Annotated in this window: 18 protein-coding genes; 6 read left to right on the top strand and 12 right to left on the bottom strand. The window is 63.6% G+C overall.

Annotation, left to right across the window (positions count from 1 at the left end; genetic code table 11):
• Nucleotides 1-927 (bottom strand): histone deacetylase family protein, encoded by a 927-nt coding sequence (locus tag ASF04_RS05795; protein WP_056138976.1) that lies wholly within the window; start codon nt 925-927, stop codon nt 1-3.
• Nucleotides 928-1,025: 98 nt separating this feature from the next.
• Between ASF04_RS05795 and ASF04_RS05790 the strand changes: the two genes are divergently transcribed.
• The 5 genes from ASF04_RS05790 (at nt 1,026) to ASF04_RS05770 (ending at nt 6,946) form a co-directional block, all read left to right on the top strand.
• Nucleotides 1,026-1,946, top strand: a complete 921-nt coding sequence (locus ASF04_RS05790) for a MoxR family ATPase (RefSeq protein WP_056138974.1) — start codon at nt 1,026-1,028, stop codon at nt 1,944-1,946.
• Nucleotides 1,947-1,951: 5 nt separating this feature from the next.
• Complete coding sequence (locus ASF04_RS05785; protein ID WP_056138972.1) at nt 1,952-3,007, top strand: DUF58 domain-containing protein; 1,056 nt, start codon at nt 1,952-1,954, stop codon at nt 3,005-3,007.
• Entirely contained in the window at nt 3,004-5,007 is a 2,004-nt protein-coding gene (locus ASF04_RS05780; protein ID WP_056138971.1) for a DUF3488 and transglutaminase-like domain-containing protein, read from the top strand. The genes ASF04_RS05785 and ASF04_RS05780 overlap by 4 nt, the downstream gene beginning before the upstream one ends.
• Entirely contained in the window at nt 4,998-6,167 is a 1,170-nt protein-coding gene (gene mltB, locus ASF04_RS05775; protein WP_056138969.1) for a lytic murein transglycosylase B, read from the top strand. The genes ASF04_RS05780 and mltB overlap by 10 nt, the downstream gene beginning before the upstream one ends.
• A 434-nt stretch (nt 6,168-6,601) precedes the next feature.
• Nucleotides 6,602-6,946 (top strand): hypothetical protein, encoded by a 345-nt coding sequence (locus tag ASF04_RS05770; protein ID WP_026637273.1) that lies wholly within the window; start codon nt 6,602-6,604, stop codon nt 6,944-6,946.
• Between the two features lie 100 nt (nt 6,947-7,046).
• Here the strand turns inward: ASF04_RS05770 and cysM are convergent, their stop codons facing one another.
• Entirely contained in the window at nt 7,047-7,949 is a 903-nt protein-coding gene (gene cysM / locus ASF04_RS05765; RefSeq protein WP_056138966.1) for a cysteine synthase CysM, read from the bottom strand.
• A gap of 185 nt (nt 7,950-8,134) precedes the next feature.
• Between cysM and ASF04_RS05760 the strand changes: the two genes are divergently transcribed.
• A complete protein-coding gene (locus ASF04_RS05760; protein WP_056138964.1) occupies nt 8,135-9,925 on the top strand; it encodes a cyclic nucleotide-binding domain-containing thioredoxin-disulfide reductase in 1,791 nt (596 codons plus the stop codon).
• Between the two features lie 41 nt (nt 9,926-9,966).
• Here the strand turns inward: ASF04_RS05760 and ASF04_RS05755 are convergent, their stop codons facing one another.
• The 10 genes from ASF04_RS05755 to cmk all read right to left on the bottom strand — a co-directional run bounded on the left by ASF04_RS05755 (nt 9,967) and on the right by cmk (nt 19,611).
• Nucleotides 9,967-11,304 (bottom strand): hypothetical protein, encoded by a 1,338-nt coding sequence (locus ASF04_RS05755; RefSeq protein ID WP_056138962.1) that lies wholly within the window; start codon nt 11,302-11,304, stop codon nt 9,967-9,969.
• A 4-nt stretch (nt 11,305-11,308) separates the two neighbouring features.
• Nucleotides 11,309-12,226, bottom strand: coding sequence for a polysaccharide deacetylase family protein (locus ASF04_RS05750; RefSeq protein ID WP_056138960.1), 918 nt, complete (start codon nt 12,224-12,226; stop codon nt 11,309-11,311).
• Complete coding sequence (locus ASF04_RS05745; RefSeq protein ID WP_056138959.1) at nt 12,223-13,713, bottom strand: MBL fold metallo-hydrolase; 1,491 nt, start codon at nt 13,711-13,713, stop codon at nt 12,223-12,225. The genes ASF04_RS05750 and ASF04_RS05745 overlap by 4 nt, the downstream gene beginning before the upstream one ends.
• Nucleotides 13,714-13,783: 70 nt before the next feature.
• The gene (locus tag ASF04_RS05740; RefSeq protein WP_056138957.1) at nt 13,784-14,107 is read right to left on the bottom strand and encodes a DUF655 domain-containing protein; all 324 of its coding nucleotides are present in this window, start codon (nt 14,105-14,107) and stop codon (nt 13,784-13,786) included.
• Between the two features lie 128 nt (nt 14,108-14,235).
• On the bottom strand, nt 14,236-15,180 hold the full coding sequence (gene rfaE1, locus ASF04_RS05735) for a D-glycero-beta-D-manno-heptose-7-phosphate kinase (RefSeq protein ID WP_056138956.1): 945 nt from the start codon (nt 15,178-15,180) through the stop codon (nt 14,236-14,238).
• 2 nt (nt 15,181-15,182) lie between these two features.
• Nucleotides 15,183-16,358: a lipopolysaccharide assembly protein LapB gene (gene lapB / locus ASF04_RS05730; protein WP_056138951.1), complete on the bottom strand. Its 1,176-nt coding sequence runs from the start codon at nt 16,356-16,358 to the stop codon at nt 15,183-15,185.
• A 35-nt stretch (nt 16,359-16,393) separates the two neighbouring features.
• Nucleotides 16,394-16,696, bottom strand: coding sequence for a lipopolysaccharide assembly LapA domain-containing protein (locus ASF04_RS05725; RefSeq protein ID WP_019921782.1), 303 nt, complete (start codon nt 16,694-16,696; stop codon nt 16,394-16,396).
• A gap of 108 nt (nt 16,697-16,804) precedes the next feature.
• Nucleotides 16,805-17,110: an integration host factor subunit beta gene (locus tag ASF04_RS05720; protein ID WP_008446215.1), complete on the bottom strand. Its 306-nt coding sequence runs from the start codon at nt 17,108-17,110 to the stop codon at nt 16,805-16,807.
• An 18-nt stretch (nt 17,111-17,128) separates the two neighbouring features.
• A complete protein-coding gene (rpsA, locus tag ASF04_RS05715; protein WP_019921781.1) occupies nt 17,129-18,805 on the bottom strand; it encodes a 30S ribosomal protein S1 in 1,677 nt (558 codons plus the stop codon).
• Between the two features lie 137 nt (nt 18,806-18,942).
• Complete coding sequence (gene cmk / locus ASF04_RS05710; protein ID WP_056138949.1) at nt 18,943-19,611, bottom strand: (d)CMP kinase; 669 nt, start codon at nt 19,609-19,611, stop codon at nt 18,943-18,945.
• Nucleotides 19,612-19,613: the final 2 nt, after the last annotated feature.

Below are 19,613 nucleotides of genomic sequence, written 5' to 3'. Positions count from 1 at the left end.
TCAGATCTCGGCCAGGGCTTTCAGGTGGGCTACCACGCTGCGGCCCAGCGCCGAGAGGTTGTAGCCACCTTCGAGGCAGCTGACGATGCGCCCTTTGGCATACAGGCGGGCGACTTCCATCAGCTGTTCGGTCATCCACGCATAATCCGCTTCCACCAGGCCCATGCCGCCGAGGTCATCCTCGCGATGGGCGTCGAAGCCGGCCGAAATAAAAATCATCTCGGGTTTGAAAGCATGCAGCGCCGGCAGCCATTGTTCGGTGACGATGCGGCGCACGTCGTCGCCTTTCGACGCCAGCGGTACCGGCACGTTGACGCGGTTGGGCGTGATCGGCAGCGGCTCGTTGTACGGGTAGAACGGGTGCTGGAAGAAGCTCACCATCAGCGCGCGCGGCTCGTCGCGGAACGCCTCTTCGGTGCCGTTGCCGTGGTGGACGTCGAAATCGACGATCGCCACCCGCGCCAGCCCGCGCGCGTCGAGCGCGTGCTTGGCGGCGACCGCCACGTTGTTGAACAGGCAGAAGCCCATCGGCTCCATGGCGCGCGCGTGGTGGCCGGGCGGGCGCACCGAGCAGAAGGCGTTGTCGATCTCGCCGTCGATCACGGCGTCGGTGGCCGCCACCGCCGCGCCGGCCGCGCGCTGCGCCGCCAGCCAGCTCCAGGCATTGAGCGAGGTGTCGCCGTCGAGCGGATAGGTGTCGCCCGGTTCGGGCACGTTGTCGCGGATGATGGCAATCGCATTGCGGGTGTGATTGCGTTCGAGGTCGGCGACAGCGACCAGCGGCGCCTCGCGGTAATCGAGCAGGTCGCTGATGTGAGAGCCGATCAACTGGTCGGAAATCGCTTGCAGCCGCGCGGGCGACTCGGGGTGCCAGTCGCCCATGTCGTGGCGCTGGCAGTCTGGATGGCTGTAAATGGCGGTAGTCATGACTCTCTTGTGTCTCCGGCGCAGTTTCTCGCATAGAATCAGCTGTATCAAGGTACCCGGCTGTTCCATGCTTTCTATGCGCTAATCTACCACATATCATGTACACAAAATTGCACGAAGCAGCACGGCAGGTGGCCAGCATCATCGTCGGCAAGGACTTGCAGATCCGCCAGGCGCTGGCCTGCCTGCTAGCTGGCGGCCACCTGCTGGTGGAAGACGTGCCGGGCGTGGGCAAGACCACGCTGGCGCACGCGCTGGCCATTTCGCTGGGGCTGCGTTTCAACCGCATCCAGTTCACCAGCGACCTGCTGCCGGCCGATGTGAACGGCATTTCAATTTACGACCGCGAGCAGAACGGTTTCGTGTTCCACCCCGGTCCTATCTTCACGCAAGTGTTGCTGGCCGACGAAATCAACCGCGCCACCCCGAAAACCCAGTCCGGCCTGCTCGAAGCGATGGAAGAGCGCCAGGTCAGCGCTGACGGCGTCACGCGCGAACTGCCCACGCCGTTCTTCGTGATCGCCACGCAAAACCCCACCCACCAGATCGGCACCTTCCCGCTGCCCGAGTCGCAACTCGACCGCTTTTTGATGTGCCTCTCGCTCGGCTACCCGGACGCCGCCGCCGAACGCGCGCTGCTGCTCGGCGAAGACCGCCGCGCACTGCTCAAGACCCTGCCGGCGGCGATGACGTCGAACGAACTGGCCGAAGCCCAGCAATCGCTGCGCGCCGTGCACGTGGCGCCCACGCTGGCCGACTACGTGCAGCGCCTGGCCGCCGCCTCGCGCCAGAACGGCATGTTTGCCGAGGGCCTGAGCCCGCGCGCAGCGATTGCGCTGTTGCAGGCGGCGCGCGCCTGGGCCGCGCTGGAAGGCCGCAACCACGTGCTGCCCGAGGATGTGCAGGCGGTGCTGGCGCCCGTGTGCGCGCACCGGCTGCGGCCCGTCAAGGCCGCGCACGGCGCGGCGCTGGCCAGCCGCGACCTGGTGCTGCAGTGGCAAAAATCGGTGCCGGTGTAGCAGCCATGGCAGCCCGGGCGCAACTGCAGGCCTGGTACCGCCACCGCCGCGAACGCTGGCTGGTCAGGCGTGACCGGCGTGACTGCGATGCCGCCGCCGGCATCACCCTCACCCCGCGCCGCGTCTACATCCTGCCCACCCGCCCCGGCCTGGGGTTTGCCGTGCTGCTGCTGTTGATGCTGATCGGCGCCCTCAACTACAACCTGGGCCTGGGCTTTGCGCTGACCTTTTTCACCGGCGCTTGCGCGGTGGCCGACATGTTCCTCACCACCCGCAACCTGGTGGCACTGCAGCTGACGGCAGGTCGCGCCGCGCCGGTGTTTGCGGGAGAACAGGCGCAGTTCGAAGTGCAGCTGCACAATCCCACCCGGCGCGACCGCTTTGCAATCGTTATCGGCTTTGACGATGACGCCAGCTGGAAGTCCGCAGCGTCCGCAGCGGTTTCCCCGCCGGCCACCCACCCGACCGATGTGGCGGCCGGCGCCACCAGTGCTGTCGTGCTGTCGGCGCCGGCGCCCGTGCGGGGCTGGCTGGCCGCGCCGCGCATCCGCCTGGCCACCAGTTTTCCGCTCGGGCTGTTTCGCGCCTGGTCGTACTGGAAGCCGGCGCAGCAGAAGCTGGAGCTGGCGGTACTGGTGTACCCGGCGCCCGAAACGCCGGCGCCGCCGCTGCCCTCGCACGGTGCCGCCAGCGAGGACGGCCACGGTGCCGTGGGACTCGACAACTTCGCCGGCATCCGCCCCTACCAGCAGGGCGACCCGATGCGGCACCTGGCCTGGCGCCAGATCGCGCGCCACGATCCGGCGCTGGGCGGCCAACTGGTGACCAAGCAGTTCGACGGCGGCGCGGTGGCCGAACTGGCGCTCGATTTCGCCGAACTGCCGGCCCACCTCGGCCTCGAATTGCGCCTGTCGCGCATGACGCAATGGGTGCTGCAAGCGGAGCTGCGCGCCCTGCCCTACAGCCTGCGCCTGGGCGCCGCGTCGTACGGCCCGGCGCTGGGCGACGCCCACCGGGCCGCCTGCCTGCGCGCGCTGGCGCTCTACGAAGGTCACGCATGAAGGCGGCCCTGTTCGACCGCCTGCAACAGCTGCCGCGCGAAAAATCGGACACCCTGCTGTTGCTGGTGGCCGCGCTGATGGTGCTGGTTCCCCACTTCGGCCACCTGCCGCTGTGGAACAGCCTGGCGGTGTGCGCGATCCTGCTGTGGCGCACGGTGCTCACCTGGAGCGGCAGGCGCATGCCGTCGATCCGGGTGCTGCTGCCGGTGTCGGTCGCCAGCATGGCCGGCGTGTACGCCAGCTACGGCACCGTGGTGGGACGCGATCCCGGCGTCGCCATGCTGGCGCTGTTGCTGTCCTTTAAACTGCTGGAGATGCGCGCGCGGCGCGACCTGTTCGTGGTGGTGTTCCTGGCGCTGTTCGTGCTGCTGACGAATTTCTTTTACTCGCAAAGCATGCCCACCGCGCTGTTCATGGTGGCCACGCTGATCGTGCTGCTCACCGCGCTGCAAACGTTTCAGTACACGGGCGTGGTGCCGGCGCTGGGTCAGCGCCTGCGCACCTCGATGCGGCTGTTCGCGCTGGCCGCGCCGCTGGCGGTGCTGATCTTCATCGTCTTCCCGCGCATCCAGGGGCCGCTGTGGGGCATGCCCGGCGACGCCGCCGGACGCACCGGCCTGTCCGACAGCATGGCGCCCGGCACCCTGTCGTCGCTGGCGCAGTCCGACGAGGTGGCGTTCCGCGTGCGCTTCACGGATTCGCAGCCAGCGCAACAGCAACTGTACTGGCGCAGCATCGTACTGGGCGCCTACGACGGCAGCACCTGGACCCGCGTGCCGCGCCTGCGCGGCGCGCAGCGCCAGGACATTGCCATCGCCTTGCGCGGCGCGCCGGTGCGCCAGGAAATCACCATGGAACCAAGCGGCCAGCGCTGGCTGGCGGTGCTGGAGCTGGGCGGTCCGCAAGTGGCGATGCCGGGCTACGGCGTGCGCGATTCGGACGAGATTGAATACTTCACCACCACCCCGGTGAACCGCCGCGCACGCTACCGCGTGACGTCGTACACCGACTACGCGCTGCAGCCGAATGCGCAGCCGCCAAGCCTGGCGCGCTGGCTGGAACTGCCGGCCGGCTTCAACCCGCGCACGCTGGCGCTGGCGCGGCAACTGCGGCGAGACTCACCGCAACACGATGGCGCCGGATTATCGCGGCAGGTACTGGACAAATTCCGCCGCGAAGCCTTCAGCTACACGCTGCAACCGCCATTGGGCGGGCGCGACCTGGTGGACGACTTCCTGTTTACCAGCCGCGCCGGTTTCTGCGAGCACTACGCCGGCGCCTACGTGGTGCTGATGCGCGCCATGGGCGTGCCGGCGCGCGTGGTTACCGGCTACCAGGGCGGCGAGCGCAATCCCGTCGATGGCTACCTGACCGTGCGCCAGTCCGATGCCCATGCCTGGGCCGAAATCTGGCTGACGGGCCGGGGTTGGTCGCGCGTCGATCCTACCGCCGCCGTGGCGCCGGAGCGCGTGGCCCGCAACCTGGCACGCGCACTGCCACCGCCGGTGGGCTTCAATCCCCTGTTTGCGCTGCAAAACGATCCCGATTCGTGGCTGGCAGCGTTCAGATTCCGCTATGCGGCGCTCAATAATGCTTGGAATCAATACGTCCTCGATTACAATCCCGAGAGGCAGCGTAGTTTCCTTGCGGAATTAGGTGGGTTGTTGCTCACCTGGCGCACGGCGCTGGCAGCGCTGCTGGTGGCCGGTTTGCTGGCTTGGTGGCAGTGGCGGCGCCAGCGGCGCGCGGCCGATCCGCTCGAGGTCCTGTACGATGCCTTTTGCCGGCGGCAAGCGCGCCATGGCGACCCGCGCCAGCCGGACGAAGGCCCGGCCGCGTATGCCGCCCGCCTGCGCACGCGGCCAGCAAGTGCGGAACAGCACGCCGCCGCCGACCGGTTTTTGTTACTGTACGGGACACTCAAATACGCCGCGCCCGATACCGAATCACGTACAGCGTCGCTGGCGACGCTTAAAACACTGTTACCCCTATGCCGATAAAACCTCTGATTACTCCCCTGCTGGCCTCCCTGCTGCTGACCTGCGCCGTTGGCGTCCATGCGCAAGGTGTGGACCGCTACGGCTACAAGCTGCCCCCGTCGCAGCAAAAGAAAGCCGCGCCCAAGAAAAAGGCCGAACCGAAGCCCGCGCCCAAGCCCGGCACCGATTACGTCGGCGAATACGTCAACTTCGGCGAGTGGAAGGAAGTACGGACGTTCCTCGATGACGTCGCCATCCGCAACGGCTTCGACCGCAAGGAGCTCGACACCTTGATCAATCAGGTGCGCTACCTGGACTCGGTGGTGCAACTGGTCAAACCCGCGCCACCGGGCAAGCCGAAAAACTGGCAGGCCTACCGCGCCCTGAACGTCGATCCGGTGCGTACCAGCGCCGGCGTGCGCTTCTGGAACGACAACGCCGAAGCGCTCGCGCGCGCTGAATCGCTGTACGGCGTGCCGGCCGAGATCATCGTTGCCATCGTCGGCGTGGAAACCGTGTACGGCCGCATCACCGGCCGCTTCCGCGTGCTCGACACCCTGACCACGCTGGCGTTTTCCTATCCCGAAAGCCCGACGCGCGAGGCGCGCATGGCGTACTTCAAAGGCGAACTGGAAGCGGCGCTGCTGTTCGCGCGCGCCGACGGCCTTGAACCGCTCTCGATGCTCGGCTCGTTTGCCGGCGCCATGGGCATGCCGCAGTTCATGCCCAGCAGCGCGATGAAATACGCGGTCGATTTCGATGGCAGCGGCAAGATCGACCTGCTCGGTTCCAGCACCGACGTGGTCGGCAGCGTGGCGTCGTTCCTGGCCGCTCATGGCTGGCAACGCCAGGTAACGGGGCCGATCGCCTACCCGGTCAAGGTCTCGCCGAACCGCGCCTGGGAACCGCTGTTGCAACAGGGCTTGACGGCAACATATAAGCCGCAGGACTTGTCAGCAGCGGGTGTCGTCCCCACAGTAGCATTGCCGGAACAGAATTTGTATGGCCTGGTGGACTTGCAGAATGGTGGCGAGGCGACCGAATACTGGGCCGCCAACCCGAATTTCTTTGCCATCACCCAATACAACCGCAGCTACTTCTATGCGATGTCGGTGGTGGACCTGGGGCAGGCGATCAAGGATGCGCGTGGCAATAACGGCGCTGCAGCGGCTGGTCTATAAGGATGTAAGGAAGCGTAAATGCTCTTGAGACAAGTTCTTGAGAGCACTATCTTAATTACTAATTAGAAATTATCTTCCGTGCGACAACTAACTTAGCACGGCAAAAAAATATCCGGCACACCAACAGAATTGCCTTACAATTAAGTTTAGTTGCTAATATGATGTGTGCACCGAAGCTTAGCACAAGAAGCGGTGTATAATTCTCACACAATGTTGCATCTTGACAACAAGATCACACACGCAAAGCTTTTTTTAATTGCTGCTGAGTATTATATGGCGCGATGTTGTATAATTGTGTATATATTATGAAACTTTTTATCCCGGAATTCCGTCCGTGTGTGAATTTTCCTGAGTAAGGAAGAACATTACGCAGCAAAGCGAGCTCCGAGTGTTGTACTTAGCAGGACAACTTTACAGAAGGAAAAGACGAAATCATGACAAACCAAGTCGGCATAGATATGAACAACGATGCGGATGGCGATGATCTGCTGCAATACAATCCCAACCGCCTGCTCGATACCCTGATCGAGAACCTGCGTCTGAAGAACGATGCGGCATTGTCGCGCGCGCTGGAAGTTGCGCCGCCGGTGATCTCGAAAATTCGTCACCACCGTCTGCCGGTCGGCGCCTCGCTGCTGATTCGCATGCACGAAGTGAGCGATCTGAGCATTCGCGACCTGCGTTACTTGATGGGCGATCGCCGCAACAAGTTCCGCATCAGCGACAAACAGTTCAAACCGAAAGATCCGGTCGATTCCGGTTCGGGCAGCCAGGGTTAATTCACCCCGGTTGTTACATCATCCCGGCCCCTTATCCAGGGGCGCGGGATTGTTTGCTTTAAGTTTCTGCATCAACGTTCTTCTGCATCAACGTTCTATATCAGGCCGGGAACACACCGGTCGACAGGTAGCGGTCACCACGGTCGCAGACGATGAACACGATCGTCGCGTTCTCCACCGTTTGCGACAGGCGCAGGGCGATCTCGCAGGCGCCCGCTGCCGAAATCCCGCAGAAAATTCCCTCTTCCGCCGCCATCCGGCGCGCCATGCGTTCGGCTGCCGCCTGCGAAACCGATTCCACCTTGTCCACCCGCGTGCGGTCGTAGATCTTCGGCAGGTAGGCTTCCGGCCATTTGCGGATGCCGGGTATCGACGAACCTTCTTCCGGCTCGGCGCCGATGATCTGCACGCCCGGGTTTTGCTCTTTCAGGTAGCGCGACACGCCCATGATGGTGCCGGTCGTGCCCATGGCGCTCACAAAATGCGTGACGCGGCCTCCGGTGTCGCGCCAGATTTCGGGGCCGGTACTGTCGTAATGGGCACGTGCATTGTCCTGGTTGCCGAACTGGTCGAGGATGATGCCCTTGCCGTCTTTTTGCAATTGTTCGGCCATGTCGCGCGCGTATTCCATGCCGCCGGTCTTGGGCGTGAGCATGATCTGGGCGCCGTAGGCGGCCATGCTCTGGCGTCGTTCCACGCTGAGGTTTTCCGGCATCAAGAGCAGCATCTTGTAGCCGCGCAGCGCAGCCGCCATGGCCAGCGCGATGCCGGTGTTGCCGCTGGTCGCTTCGATCAGCGTATCGCCGGGCTTGATGTCGCCGCGTTCCTCGGCGCGCTTGAGCATGGACATGGCCGCGCGGTCCTTGACCGAACCGGCGGGGTTGTTGCCTTCGAGCTTGCCCAAAATGATGTTGTTGCGTGCCGCCGCCTCGGCGCCCGGCAGGCGGGTCAGCTGCACCAGCGGCGTATTGCCGATCGTATCTTCCAGAGTCTTGTAAGCCATCGTTTTCTTTGTCGGTGAGTGCGTCAGAACAGCCATTTTAATCCGAGTTGGGCTTGCGTGTATTGCAAGCACCACGATGGCCCCTCCCGAAAGGTTAAGGCGCGCCAACTCTTCACACGCACGCCACGCCTTGCGCTAGACTTCCATCCAATCGCCACCCCGGCGCCCCCACTTCTTTCCACATCATGGCCATCTCCCCGCTCGACCCCATCGCCGCAGAAACGCACGACGCCCTGGCTTCCACGGCCACCGCTGCCGCGTCCGCTCCCACGCTCGACCTGGAAAAGCGCGGCTACCAGATCTTCCCTACGCTAAGCCCCGGCGAAATCAAGCACATGCTGCGCTTCGGCCAGGCGCGCACGTACCAGGACGGCGAACCGGTCATCGAAGCGGGCAAAACCTGCTACGGCCTGATGCTGGTGCTCAAGGGCGCAATCGCCATGTACCGCACCAACGGCCTCGACGACCCGCTGCTGTTCATCACCCACACCGTCGGCCAGTTCGCCGGCGAGGTGGCGCAACTGTCGGGCCGCTCGCCGCTGGCCAACGGCTACGCGGCCGGCACCACCGAGGTGCTGGTGGTGCCGCCGGAATCGCTGCGTGCCTTGCTGGTCGCGCATGCCGACCTGGGCGAGCGCATCGTGCGGGCGTTGATCCTGCGCCGGGTGGGCCTGATCGAGCAGAACTCGGGCGGCCCCACCATCATCGGCGCGCGCAGCCAGGGCCGGGTACACGCGCTGCAAAGCTTCCTGTCGGCCAACGGCCACCCATACAGCGTGATCGACCCGGCCGAAGATCCGCGCGCGGCCGACCTGATCGCCCTGCACCAGGCCAGCGGCGACGACCTGCCGCTGGTGGTCTGCCCCGACGGCGCCATCAAGAAAAACCCCACCACGGTGGACATGGGCCGCTGCCTGGGCATGCTGCCCGAACTGAGCGAAGACAAGGTGTGGGATGTGATCGTGGTGGGCGCCGGTCCGGCCGGCCTGGCCACCGCTGTGTATGCCGCTTCCGAAGGGCTGTCGGTGCTGGCGCTGGAAACGCGCGCCTACGGCGGCCAGGCCGGCGCCAGCGCCCGTATCGAAAACTACCTGGGTTTCCCCACCGGCATCTCGGGCGGCGCGCTGGCCGGCCGCGCGTACGTGCAGGCGCAGAAGTTCGGCGTCGAGATCGCCATTCCGGCCCCCACCGGCCGCCTGATCTGCGACACCTGGCCGCTGCAGGTGGAAATGTGCGGCAGTTACCAGAAGCTCAAGGCGCGCACCGTGGTGCTGTCATGCGGCGCGCGCTACCGCCGGCCGTCGCTGGCCAACCTCAAGCAGTTCGAGGGCAAGGGAGTTTATTACTGGGCGTCGCCGATCGAGGCCAAGCTGTGCCGTTCGGAAGAAATCGTGCTGGTCGGCGGCGGCAACTCGGCCGGCCAGGCCGCCGTGTTCCTGTCGGGCCATGCGTCCAAGGTGCATATATTGATCCGCCGCGACAGCCTGGCCGCCACCATGTCGAGCTACCTGATCGAGCGCATCGAAGCCACGCCCAATATCGAGCTGCACACGCACAGCGAGATCGTGGCGCTGGAAGGCAACGACGACGGCCTGAAACAGATCCGCGTGCGCAATGCCAAAACCGAACAGGAAACCGACTACGATGTGTGCCGCGTGTTCCTGTTCATCGGCGCCGATCCCAATACCGCGTGGCTCAGCGACTGCGGCGTGGACGTGGACAATCACGGCTTCATCCGCACCGGTTTCGACGTCGCCAAGGCACAGTGCCGCGCCAACTTCGAAAACGGCGTCTATCCGCGCGACATGCCCAGCCGCGCGGCACTGGAAACCAGCGTGCCGGGCGTCTTCGCCATCGGCGACGTGCGCGCCGCGTCCACCAAGCGCGTGGCCGCCGCCGTGGGCGAAGGTGCGGCGGTGGTGTCGCAGATCCACCAGTTTCTGGCGAATCTGCCGGCCGACAAGCGGGCGGTGTAAAAGTAAACTGGCCGACTACGCCCGCTTGTTATTCTCGCCGGCTATCCCCGTTCATCCAGTTCCCGTTCCAGCGCCACCAGCGCGGCATTGGGCCAGCTTGTCAACGCGCGCAGGCTGCTGCGGACCGGCTCGGAACGTAACCGGGCCGCCAGCACGCTGTCGAGATTGTCGTACCAGATCTGCGTCTGTCCCAGCCACTTATGCAGCGACACGTCGAGTCCCAGCGCCAGCGCCTGTTCACGGTCGAGACGCAAACCAAGCCGGGCGATCCAGTCGAGCCAGTGCCACTGCTGACTTTCCGCCATGCGCAACAGCAGCCGCAGATCGCCTGCGGCGTCGAGCTGGCGCGCGATCGCCTCGAAGGGAATATAGGCCCCATGCCGGCGTACCAGCTCGGCGGCAAATTTGCGCACGCGGGGCGCAGTGTCGGCCAGCGCAACCAGGGCGATGTGGTCCTTGTCGGCTGGGTCCAGCTTGAACCACGCCGACAATGCAGTCAGGCGCAGCAAGACACGACCGTCGGCAACGAACGAGTGCACCAGTTCCGTATCGTGCGGGTCGCGCAGCGCTCCCAGCTCGGCAAGGCAGATTTGTGCGGTTTTGGCGGGGATCACCTCGCCGAGCAACGCGCGGTAGTAAGCGCGTACATCGACACCACGTGCAACCAGGTAATCACGCGCCACGTACCTGGCCGATGACTGCGTATCGTTAAGGGCCCCGAGCGCAGCTAACTGCCTGGCTTCAGCTGTCACGTCCTGCTGCGCCAGCAAACCGCGCAACGCCTGGGTGCGCACGGCGCCGAAGTGAGAACGCAGTGCCAGCCCATGGCAAGCGTGCCGCTGGCCAGGAGGCAATTGCGCAATCAGTTGCACTGCGTCCAAAGACAGCACGATATCGTCGCCACGGTCCAGTATCAGTTCGATCAGCGCGTGGGTGTCCCGTAGCCGGTAGCGCTGTAGCAGTGCGATACAGGCGCGCGCGGTGACGATATCGCCATGGCGCGCCTGATCGGCAATGACGTCGTCCCCCAGAACGTCGATCAGCCTGACCTCGAAAGTGGGGAGCCAGTCTGCACTGTCGCTGCGTCCGGTGCCGCCGTGCAGCCGCAACATGCCCGGCAGGTTGGCCAGCAACAGCGCCTTGGGGGCGGCCAGCAGCAACGTGGACAGCGCCTGGCGCGCCGCATTGCGTACCTCGGGCACCCAGTCGTTGAGGCGCTCGGTGACGACGGGCAGCAAGTCCGGCTCACCCAGCTCGGCGCAGCGGCGCACCGCGGCTTCGCGGACATAGCCTGAATAGTGGGCGGCATGGAGGGCCAGGTCGGACAGCGAACTGGCGGTGGCAGCGGCCTGGATCAGCGTTCGCAGGTAATTTGCCATCGTGCTACCTCCCTGCCGCGTCGATGGCGTCGATCTCGAAGTCGCCATCATCGACCAGCCGCTCCCAGCCCGGCCAGCGGTTGATACCCTTGCTGCGCATAACCGACAGCATCAGGCTTTGGCCCGGAAACTGCCGGTTTGGCTGCTGCTGGTAGAACGGGTCGGCAAACGCCTGTGCCGGCGTGATGATGGTCCAGCCCATGTCCTTGAACTGCGCGAGCGCATCCTTGAGCCACAGCGCGTTGACCAGGTTGTGGTGCAGCAGGATCACCTGCGGGATATCGCGGCCCTCGTGCTGGCGCGACAGGTCGCGGTAGGCGGTGGCGCGCTGGCGCAGGTGGTCGAGGTACGCCTGGCGGATCACCGTGACGTCGGCCCTGGGGTTGGCCTTGAGTATCTCATTGAGCTTGTCGTCAAGCCGCCAGTCGCTGGTATCGAGCGACACGTAGCCGTTGCGATAGCCATGCTGCCTGAGGAAGGCGCGCATGCCGTCGCGCTTTTCAGGCGTGTTGCCCTCGCGCAGATAGGTGTAGCGGAACCAGGGCTGGTAGCCGGGCAGCGGCGCGATGATGCGGTCGCAGTCGAGCACTTCCTGCTGGTACTGCGCCAGCGTGACGGTGGCGCTGTTGAGGTCCAGGTGCGTCATCGTGTGATTGGCTACCGCGTGCCCGGCGTCGCCCCATGCTTTTGCTAATGCGAGCCCGTCTGGCTCATTGGCGCCGTTGCCGCAGGTGACGAATAGCGCGGCCGATACCTGGTGCGCGGCCAGCGCGTCGAGCAACGCGGCGTTGCGCTGCTGCGGCGACAGCAACGGCGTTTGCTCGAGGCGCGGGCCGTCGTCAAACGTGAAGGCGACGGTTTGGGCGGCAGCTGCGCCCAGTGCGAACAGCGTGGTGGCCAAGGCCAGCATGGGTCGTTTCATGTAGTTTCCTTGAGGCGTCGTAGTTGCGCGGCCTGGTAAGCGCCGAAGGCGTCGTTGAACAGGCAGCGGATCAGCGGGTCGTCGGCGATGTCGGCATCCGCCGGTGCGCCGGCGATGCGCACGTACATCGACGTCAGCGACTCGCCCAGCGCCAGGCCGGCGTACAGTTTGGCGGCGGGGATTTCGGTACTCCAGCCCTGAAGTTGCGCATCGTCCGGCACGATGCTGGCGGCTTCGATACGATCGGCCTCGATGCGATCGCTTTCGGTACTATCGCCTTCGCCCCCGTCGCTGTCGATTCGGCTGGCTTCGATACAATCATGCTCAATGCTGTCACCGTGAATACGGTAGCGGAAGCTCTGCCCTGCCCCGTCGTGGTCGTAGACCGTCAGTTGCCAGATGCGCGGCTCGATAAAATAGCTGTCGTCGGGCAGCTCCATCTCTTCATATTTTTGCAGCAGGCCACGCTCGCAAAAGGCCTGCACCAGCGCCATTTGCTCGGCGGTGAGCGCGGCAAAGCGGCGTGCGATGTCGGCGGTCGGTGGCGGCGTGATGGCCGGATCGAACTCGAAATCGACGTCCTGGTCGCCCACTGGCAGCACCCACGGCAGCGGCGCGACCGGTATCAACGCCTGCGCGGTCAACTCGAACGCCACCGAGGGATTGAGACGCACCACTTGTGCATGGGGCAGCCAGGCGCCCACCTCCTGCGCAAACTGGCGATAGGTGATCGGGAACATGGCGTGGTTGTACCACGACCATGGCTCCTGCACGAACTGGCACGAGCTGGGCACCACGTAGCGCGGCGCCAGTGCCTGCAATTGCTCGGGCCACTCGTCAGGCAGCGCCACCGCCGGCGTGGCAGGCAGCTGCGCTGAGCGCTCGCTGACTAACGCAGGCGCGCATGCTGTCGCCAGCCCCGGTGCCGCCTCATCGCGCCAGGCGCGCGACGGCGCGATCACGTCCACTTCGCGCATGGTCTGGAATGGCCACAGCACCATGTCCCACGGCGCGTATGCTTTCAATTGTTCCAGCGTTTGCGGGTCGATCCATGCATCGACCACGTTGAGCACATTCAGGCCTTCCGCGCGGATGTGGAACATGGAATCGACTTCGTCGTCGAGCGCGCGGCGGGCGATGATCTCGAACCCGCCCACGTGCACCGGCTGGTCGATCGCCAGCGACTGCACGTTGCTGAAACCGAGTTCGCGCAGCATGGCGAACAATTCGTCGAACAGGCAGTACAGGTACAGGGGCGTGGTGCGCGGCAGCAGGTGCAGGCTGTCGAACGAGCAGTGGTCGTCGTGGAAGTGCGAGATGAAGATGGCGTCGGGCGTGAGCTGCCGGACCTGGTCCAGGTCGAAACGGACATCGGGAAACGCGTGGCAGTTGCGGCTGAACGGATTTTCGACAATGGGGTCGAACAGGATTTGCGTGCCGCCGGACTCGAAGACGTAGCCGGCGTGGAGGATGCGGGAAATTTTCATGACGACCTTGAGCTGAAAACCATCATCCCGCCTTGGCGAACCGCCGCCCAGGCGGGGATGACGGTACTACTTACTTGGCGGCAGCCTTAGGCTTGGCCGGCGTGCCGGCCGCCACTGCCGCGCCATCCTTGCCCTTGCCATTGACCACCAGCCCCGCCGCCGACAGCTTGAGCGCGTTCTTCTCGCCCACGCCTTTTACCCGCTGCTGGAAATCGTTCCAGTCCTTGAATTCGCCCTTCTTGCGCTCTTCCAGGATGGCCTTGGACTTGGCCGGGCCGATGCCGTTGACGCTGTCGAGCGCGGCCGCGTCGGCCTTGTTGACGTCCACCTGGGCGAAAGCAAAGTTCATCGTTGCCACGAGCGCGGCGACCACGAGCATGAAGTTCTTCAACATGACATTCTCCGTAAGGGTTGATGCAGGAGCGACCATCGCACCCTGCACACTCCCTAACGCCAGCGCTTGCGCCAAGTTGACCCGTCCGTTTGAGGAAGCTCAAGCCGGCGCAGCCATATTGAGCGACCTCAGCCGAAAAGCTCTTCGCGCGTCACCGTGGCCGTACCCAGCTTACCGACCACGATGCCACCGGCGCGATTGGCCGTCTGCACCGCGTCTTTCCAGCCGGCGCCGGCGCCCAGCATGCAGGCCATGGTGGCGATCACGGTGTCGCCCGCGCCGGAAACGTCGAACACTTCGCGCGCGGCCGCCGGCATGTGGTATTGCTCGCCGTCCGTGTACAGGGTCATGCCCTCTTCCGAGCGGGTGAGCAGCAAGGCGTCCAGGCGCAGGTCGGCGCGCAGTTGCCGGGCCTTGGCGGTCAGCTGCTCTTCGCTGGACCAGGCGCCCACGATCTGGCGCATTTCGGATTTGTTTGGCGTCAGCACGGTAGCGCCCGCGTAGCGCGAAAAATCGTCGCCTTTCGGATCGACCATCACCACCTTGCCGGCGGCGCGCGCCGCCGCGATCATGTCGGCCACGGCCACCAGGCTGCCCTTGGCGTAGTCCGACAGCACGATCACGTCGTAGTCGTGCAGCAGGGTCTTGAATTGTTCGAGCTTGTCGCGCAGCACCGTGTCGGTGGGCGCTTCCTCGAAGTCGATGCGCACCATCTGCTGCTGGCGGCCGATCACGCGCAGCTTGACGATGGTGGAAATCGCCTCGTCGCGCTGCAGGTAGCTGTGGATGCCGCCGCTCTCGAGCATCTGCTCTACTTCGGTACCCGCTTCGTCGGCGCCCACCACGCCCAGCAGGGCCGTGTGCGCGCCGAGGGCGGCAGCGTTGCGCGCCACATTGGCGGCGCCGCCGAGGCGCGCTTCGCGGTGGTTTACACGCACGATCGGTACCGGTGCTTCCGGCGAAATGCGGTTGACGTCGCCGAACCAGTAGCGGTCCAGCATGACGTCGCCCACGATCAGGATGCGCACCGTGTTCAATGCCGGCGCGCTGTCAGTGGTAATCTCGTTAGCCATCGTTAATTCATCACGTTGAGTTCTTCGGTGCGGCGCGGCGGGTAGGTCTCCCAGCGGCTGCAACCGGGACACTGCCAGTAGAACTGGCGCGCCTTGAAGCCGCAATGGCTGCATTGGTAGCGCGCCAGCTTTTGCGTGTAGCCGTGCACCAGGTTCTTCACCATCGACAGCTCGGAGACAATCGACGCTGGCGCATCGACCAGCCGCGCCTCCAGCAGGCGGTCAAGCCCCAGCAGGGTCGGCGTGCGACGCAGCTCGTTGACCACCAGCTCCTTGGCCTCGGCCACGCCGTGCAGTTCCATCACTTCCTTGTACACCACTTCCAGCAGGTCGATCGACGACGCCTGTTCCAGGTACGATTTCAAGAGGTTGACGCCTTCCTGCGGCCGGCCCACCTTGCGGTAGCCGTCCATCATGCGCTGGGCCACCAGTGCCGTGTGCGGCACGCTGATCTGCTCCACGCGGCGCCAGGTCAAGAGCGCGCCTTCGACGTCCCCCTTGGCCAGCTGGGCGTCGCCGGTGAGCAGCGTGGCGCGCACATTGTTGCGGTCGGCCGCCAGCGACTTGTCCAGCAGTTCCTCTGCCTGGTCCACGTGCAGGTGCACCAGCGCATCCTGCGCCATCTCGCAGTAAAACTGCGCGATTTCCTTTTGACGCGAACCGGCGCCCGACTCCTGCAGGCCCATGGCCGATTCGATCGCGCGCGGCCACTCTTTTTCGCGTTGGAAGATTTCCAGCAACTGGCGGCGCGCCTGGGCGCCGTACTGGCCGTTGATCAGGCGGTTGAAGGTTTCCTCGGCGCGGTCCAGCAGGCCCGCTTTCAGGTAATCGACACCGAGTTCGTACTCGGCGTGTTCCTTCTGCTCCTGCGGCAGGTCCGGGCGTGCCAGCAGGTTCTGGTGCACGCGGATGGCGCGCTCGGTCTCGCCACGGCGGCGGAACAGGTTACCGAGCGCGAAGTGCATGTCGGCCGATTCGGGATCGAGCCGCACGATCTCGATAAAGGCGTCGATCGCCTTGTCCGGCTGGTCGTTGAGCAGCAGGTTCAGGCCCTTGAAGTAGCCGCGCGGCAGCGTGCGCGATTCGGCCATCAATTGACGGATATCGACCCGCGCCGCCAGCCAGCCAAGGCCGAAGAAGACCGGGATACCCAGCAACCAGAAGAGTTCAAATTCCATGCTTTATTCTTTGCGTGAGACGAAGGAGGTACAACTCAGGGAGCGAGGACGCTGTCGGGCTGCGGCTGGGCATTGGCCCGCTGCGCCGTCGTTTGCATCGTCGTGATGGTGGATTTGTGTTTATTGGTTTCGCGGCGATAGCGAAACACCGTGGGTGTCAACGCCAGCACGCCAAGCACGGCGCCGGCCACGAAACACCCGAGCAGCATCAGCACCAGCGGGCCGCGCAGCTCATAGTGGAGAAACAGGTGCAGATCGACTTCCTGCGTATTTTTCAGGGCGAAGCCAAAAAACAGGACGAATAGAACGAGTCCAACGAGGGTGGATACAAATTTCATCAGCCTGATTCCTGATCGGATTTTCCAAGAGCGCCAGTATGGCATTAGAACCGCTAAAAAAAAAGCGGCATCCGAGGACGCCGCTTTTTCATTTAAACCGTCACAACCTCAGTCCTCGATGATCGGTTGCCCGACCATCGCGTCGACCCGCTCGCGCAACTGCTTGCCGGGTTTGAAGTGGGGCACCCGTTTTTCAGGCACCATCACCTTGTCACCCGACTTGGGGTTACGCCCGATGCGTGGCGGCCGGCTGTTGAGAGCAAAGCTGCCAAAACCACGGATCTCGATGCGTTGACCGGTCGCCAGGGCGTTGGTCATCGCGTCGAGGATGGTCTTGACCGCGTACTCCGCATCCTTGGCCACCAGCTGAGAATAACGCTCAGCCAGGCGGTTGATGAGTTCGGACTTAGTCATCGACTGGTTCAGTGTTACTTAGTTCTTGTTATCGAACTTGGCTTTCAGCAGTGCGCCCAGGCTGGTGGTGCCCGAAGCTGCGCTGCTGTCCGAAGCCATCGACTTCATTGCTTCTGCGGTTTCTGCGTTGTCTTTCGCTTTGATCGACAGCTGGATCGAACGTGCTTTACGGTCGATGTTGATCACCAGAGCTTCGACGGCGTCGCCGACTTTCAGGTGGGTGCCAGCATCTTCCACGCGGTCACGCGAGATTTCCGAAGCGCGCAGGTAGCCTTCGACTTCTTCCGACAGCTGGATCACGGCGCCTTTAGGCTCAACCGATTTAACGGTACCGTTAACCAGCGAACCTTTGTCGTTCATGGCTGCGAAGTTGTTGAATGGGTCGCCTTCCAGTTGCTTGACGCCCAGGGAAACGCGCTCGCGCTCAACGTCGATGGCCAGAACGATGGCTTCCAGTTCGTCACCTTTCTTGAACTTGCGCACGGCTTCTTCGCCGGACTCGGTCCACGACAGGTCGGACAGGTGTACCAGGCCGTCGATGTTGCCAGCCAGGCCGATGAACACGCCGAAGTCGGTGATCGATTTGATCGCGCCGCGGACTTTGTCACCCTTCTTGTGGGTAACACCGAAGTCGTCCCATGGGTTGGCTTTGCACTGTTTCATGCCCAGCGAAATACGACGACGCTCTTCGTCGATTTCCAGAACCATCACTTCTACTTCGTCGCCCAGTTGGACAACTTTGTTTGGAGCGACGTTTTTGTTGGTCCAGTCCATTTCGGAAACGTGTACCAGGCCTTCGATACCTTGTTCCACTTCAACGAACGCGCCGTAGTCGGTGAGGTTCGTTACTTTACCGAACAGACGGGTGCCTTGTGGGTAACGACGGGACAGACCGGTCCAAGGATCGTCGCCCAGTTGTTTCACGCCCAGCGAAACACGGTTTTTCTCTTGATCGTATTTCAGGACTTTGGCGGTGATCTCTTGACCAACGGTCAGGACTTCCGATGGGTGACGCACACGACGCCATGCCAGGTCGGTGATGTGCAGCAGGCCGTCGATGCCGCCCAGGTCCACGAACGCGCCGTAGTCGGTGATGTTTTTCACAACGCCGGTCACGACCGTGCCTTCTTTCAGCGTTTCCATCAGTTTCTGACGCTCTTCGCCCATCGAAGCTTCGATGACGGCGCGACGCGACAGAACCACGTTGTTACGCTTGCGATCCAGTTTGATAACTTTGAATTCGAGGGTTTTGCCTTCGAATGGGGTGGTGTCCTTGACTGGACGGGTGTCAACCAGCGAACCCGGCAGGAATGCGCGGATGCCGTTGGTCAGGACGGTCAGGCCGCCTTTGACTTTACCGTTCACGGTGCCGACAACGATCTCGCCCGACTCCATGGCTTTTTCCAGTGCCAGCCACGAAGCCAGACGCTTGGCTTTGTCGCGCGACAGGATGGTATCGCCGAAACCATTTTCCAGCGATTCGATGGCCACGGAAACGAAGTCGCCTACTTTGACTTCCAGTTCGCCTTGGTCATTCTTGAATTCTTCAACAGGGATGAATGCTTCCGATTTCAGGCCGGCGTTCACGATCACGAAGTTGTGATCCAGACGAACGACTTCAGCCGAGATCACTTCGCCCGAACGCATGTCTTGACGCGACAGGGATTCTTCGAAGAGGGCTGCAAAACTTTCCATATTAGACATTGTAACTTCCAGGTTTGCCAACAAGGCTCGCGATATGCGACTTCAGTTGGGTTAGGGTTGAAACACGTCTAGGCCGCAGAGCGGCCAGACACCTTACCAAAAACATACTACTTAATGCTTATGCCCACTCATTTACCTATGGCGGCATACCACTGCAACACCTGCGCGACCGCTTCGTCAGCAGTCATATTCGATGTTTCCAGCACATGCGCACCTGCGGCAGGGACCAGTGGCGCGATGGCCCGGTTCGTATCCCGGTCGTCCCGCGCCTGCAAATCCATCAGCAGGTCTTCCATCTTAGCAGAAATTCCTTTGCCGATCAATTGCTTGTAGCGACGTTCGGCCCGTGCCGCAACACTTGCTGTCAAAAACACCTTGAGCGGGGCGTGCGGGAAGATCACCGAGCCCATGTCGCGCCCGTCCGCCACCACGCCCGGCGCCTTGCGGAAACCCAGTTGCAGGCCCACCAGCGCGTGGCGCACCGCCGGGAAAGTGGCAATCTTCGAGGCCGTATTGCCCACCACCTCGGCGCGGATGGCGTCGCTCACGTCTTCGTGGCCCAGCAGGATGTGCTCGCCCTGGAAGCTGCATTGCAGGTGCTCGGCCAGCTTGGCCAGTGCGTGCTCGTCGGCCAGGTCGGTATCTAGCCGCAGCGCGGACAACGCCGTCAGGCGATAGAGGGCGCCCGAATCCAGGTAATGGAAGCCGAGCTTATCGGCAACGCGATGTGCGACAGTACCCTTGCCGGATGCGGTGGGCCCGTCGATGGTGATGACTGGAATCTGGGATGTTGGCATGT

It is taken from the genome of Duganella sp. Leaf61, assembly GCF_001421905.1.
GTDB classification, from domain to species: Bacteria; Pseudomonadota; Gammaproteobacteria; order Burkholderiales; family Burkholderiaceae_D; genus Rugamonas; species Rugamonas zoogloeoides.
The sequence above is the reverse complement of the archived record's forward strand: the minus strand, read 5'-3'. Positions and strand labels throughout refer to the sequence as shown.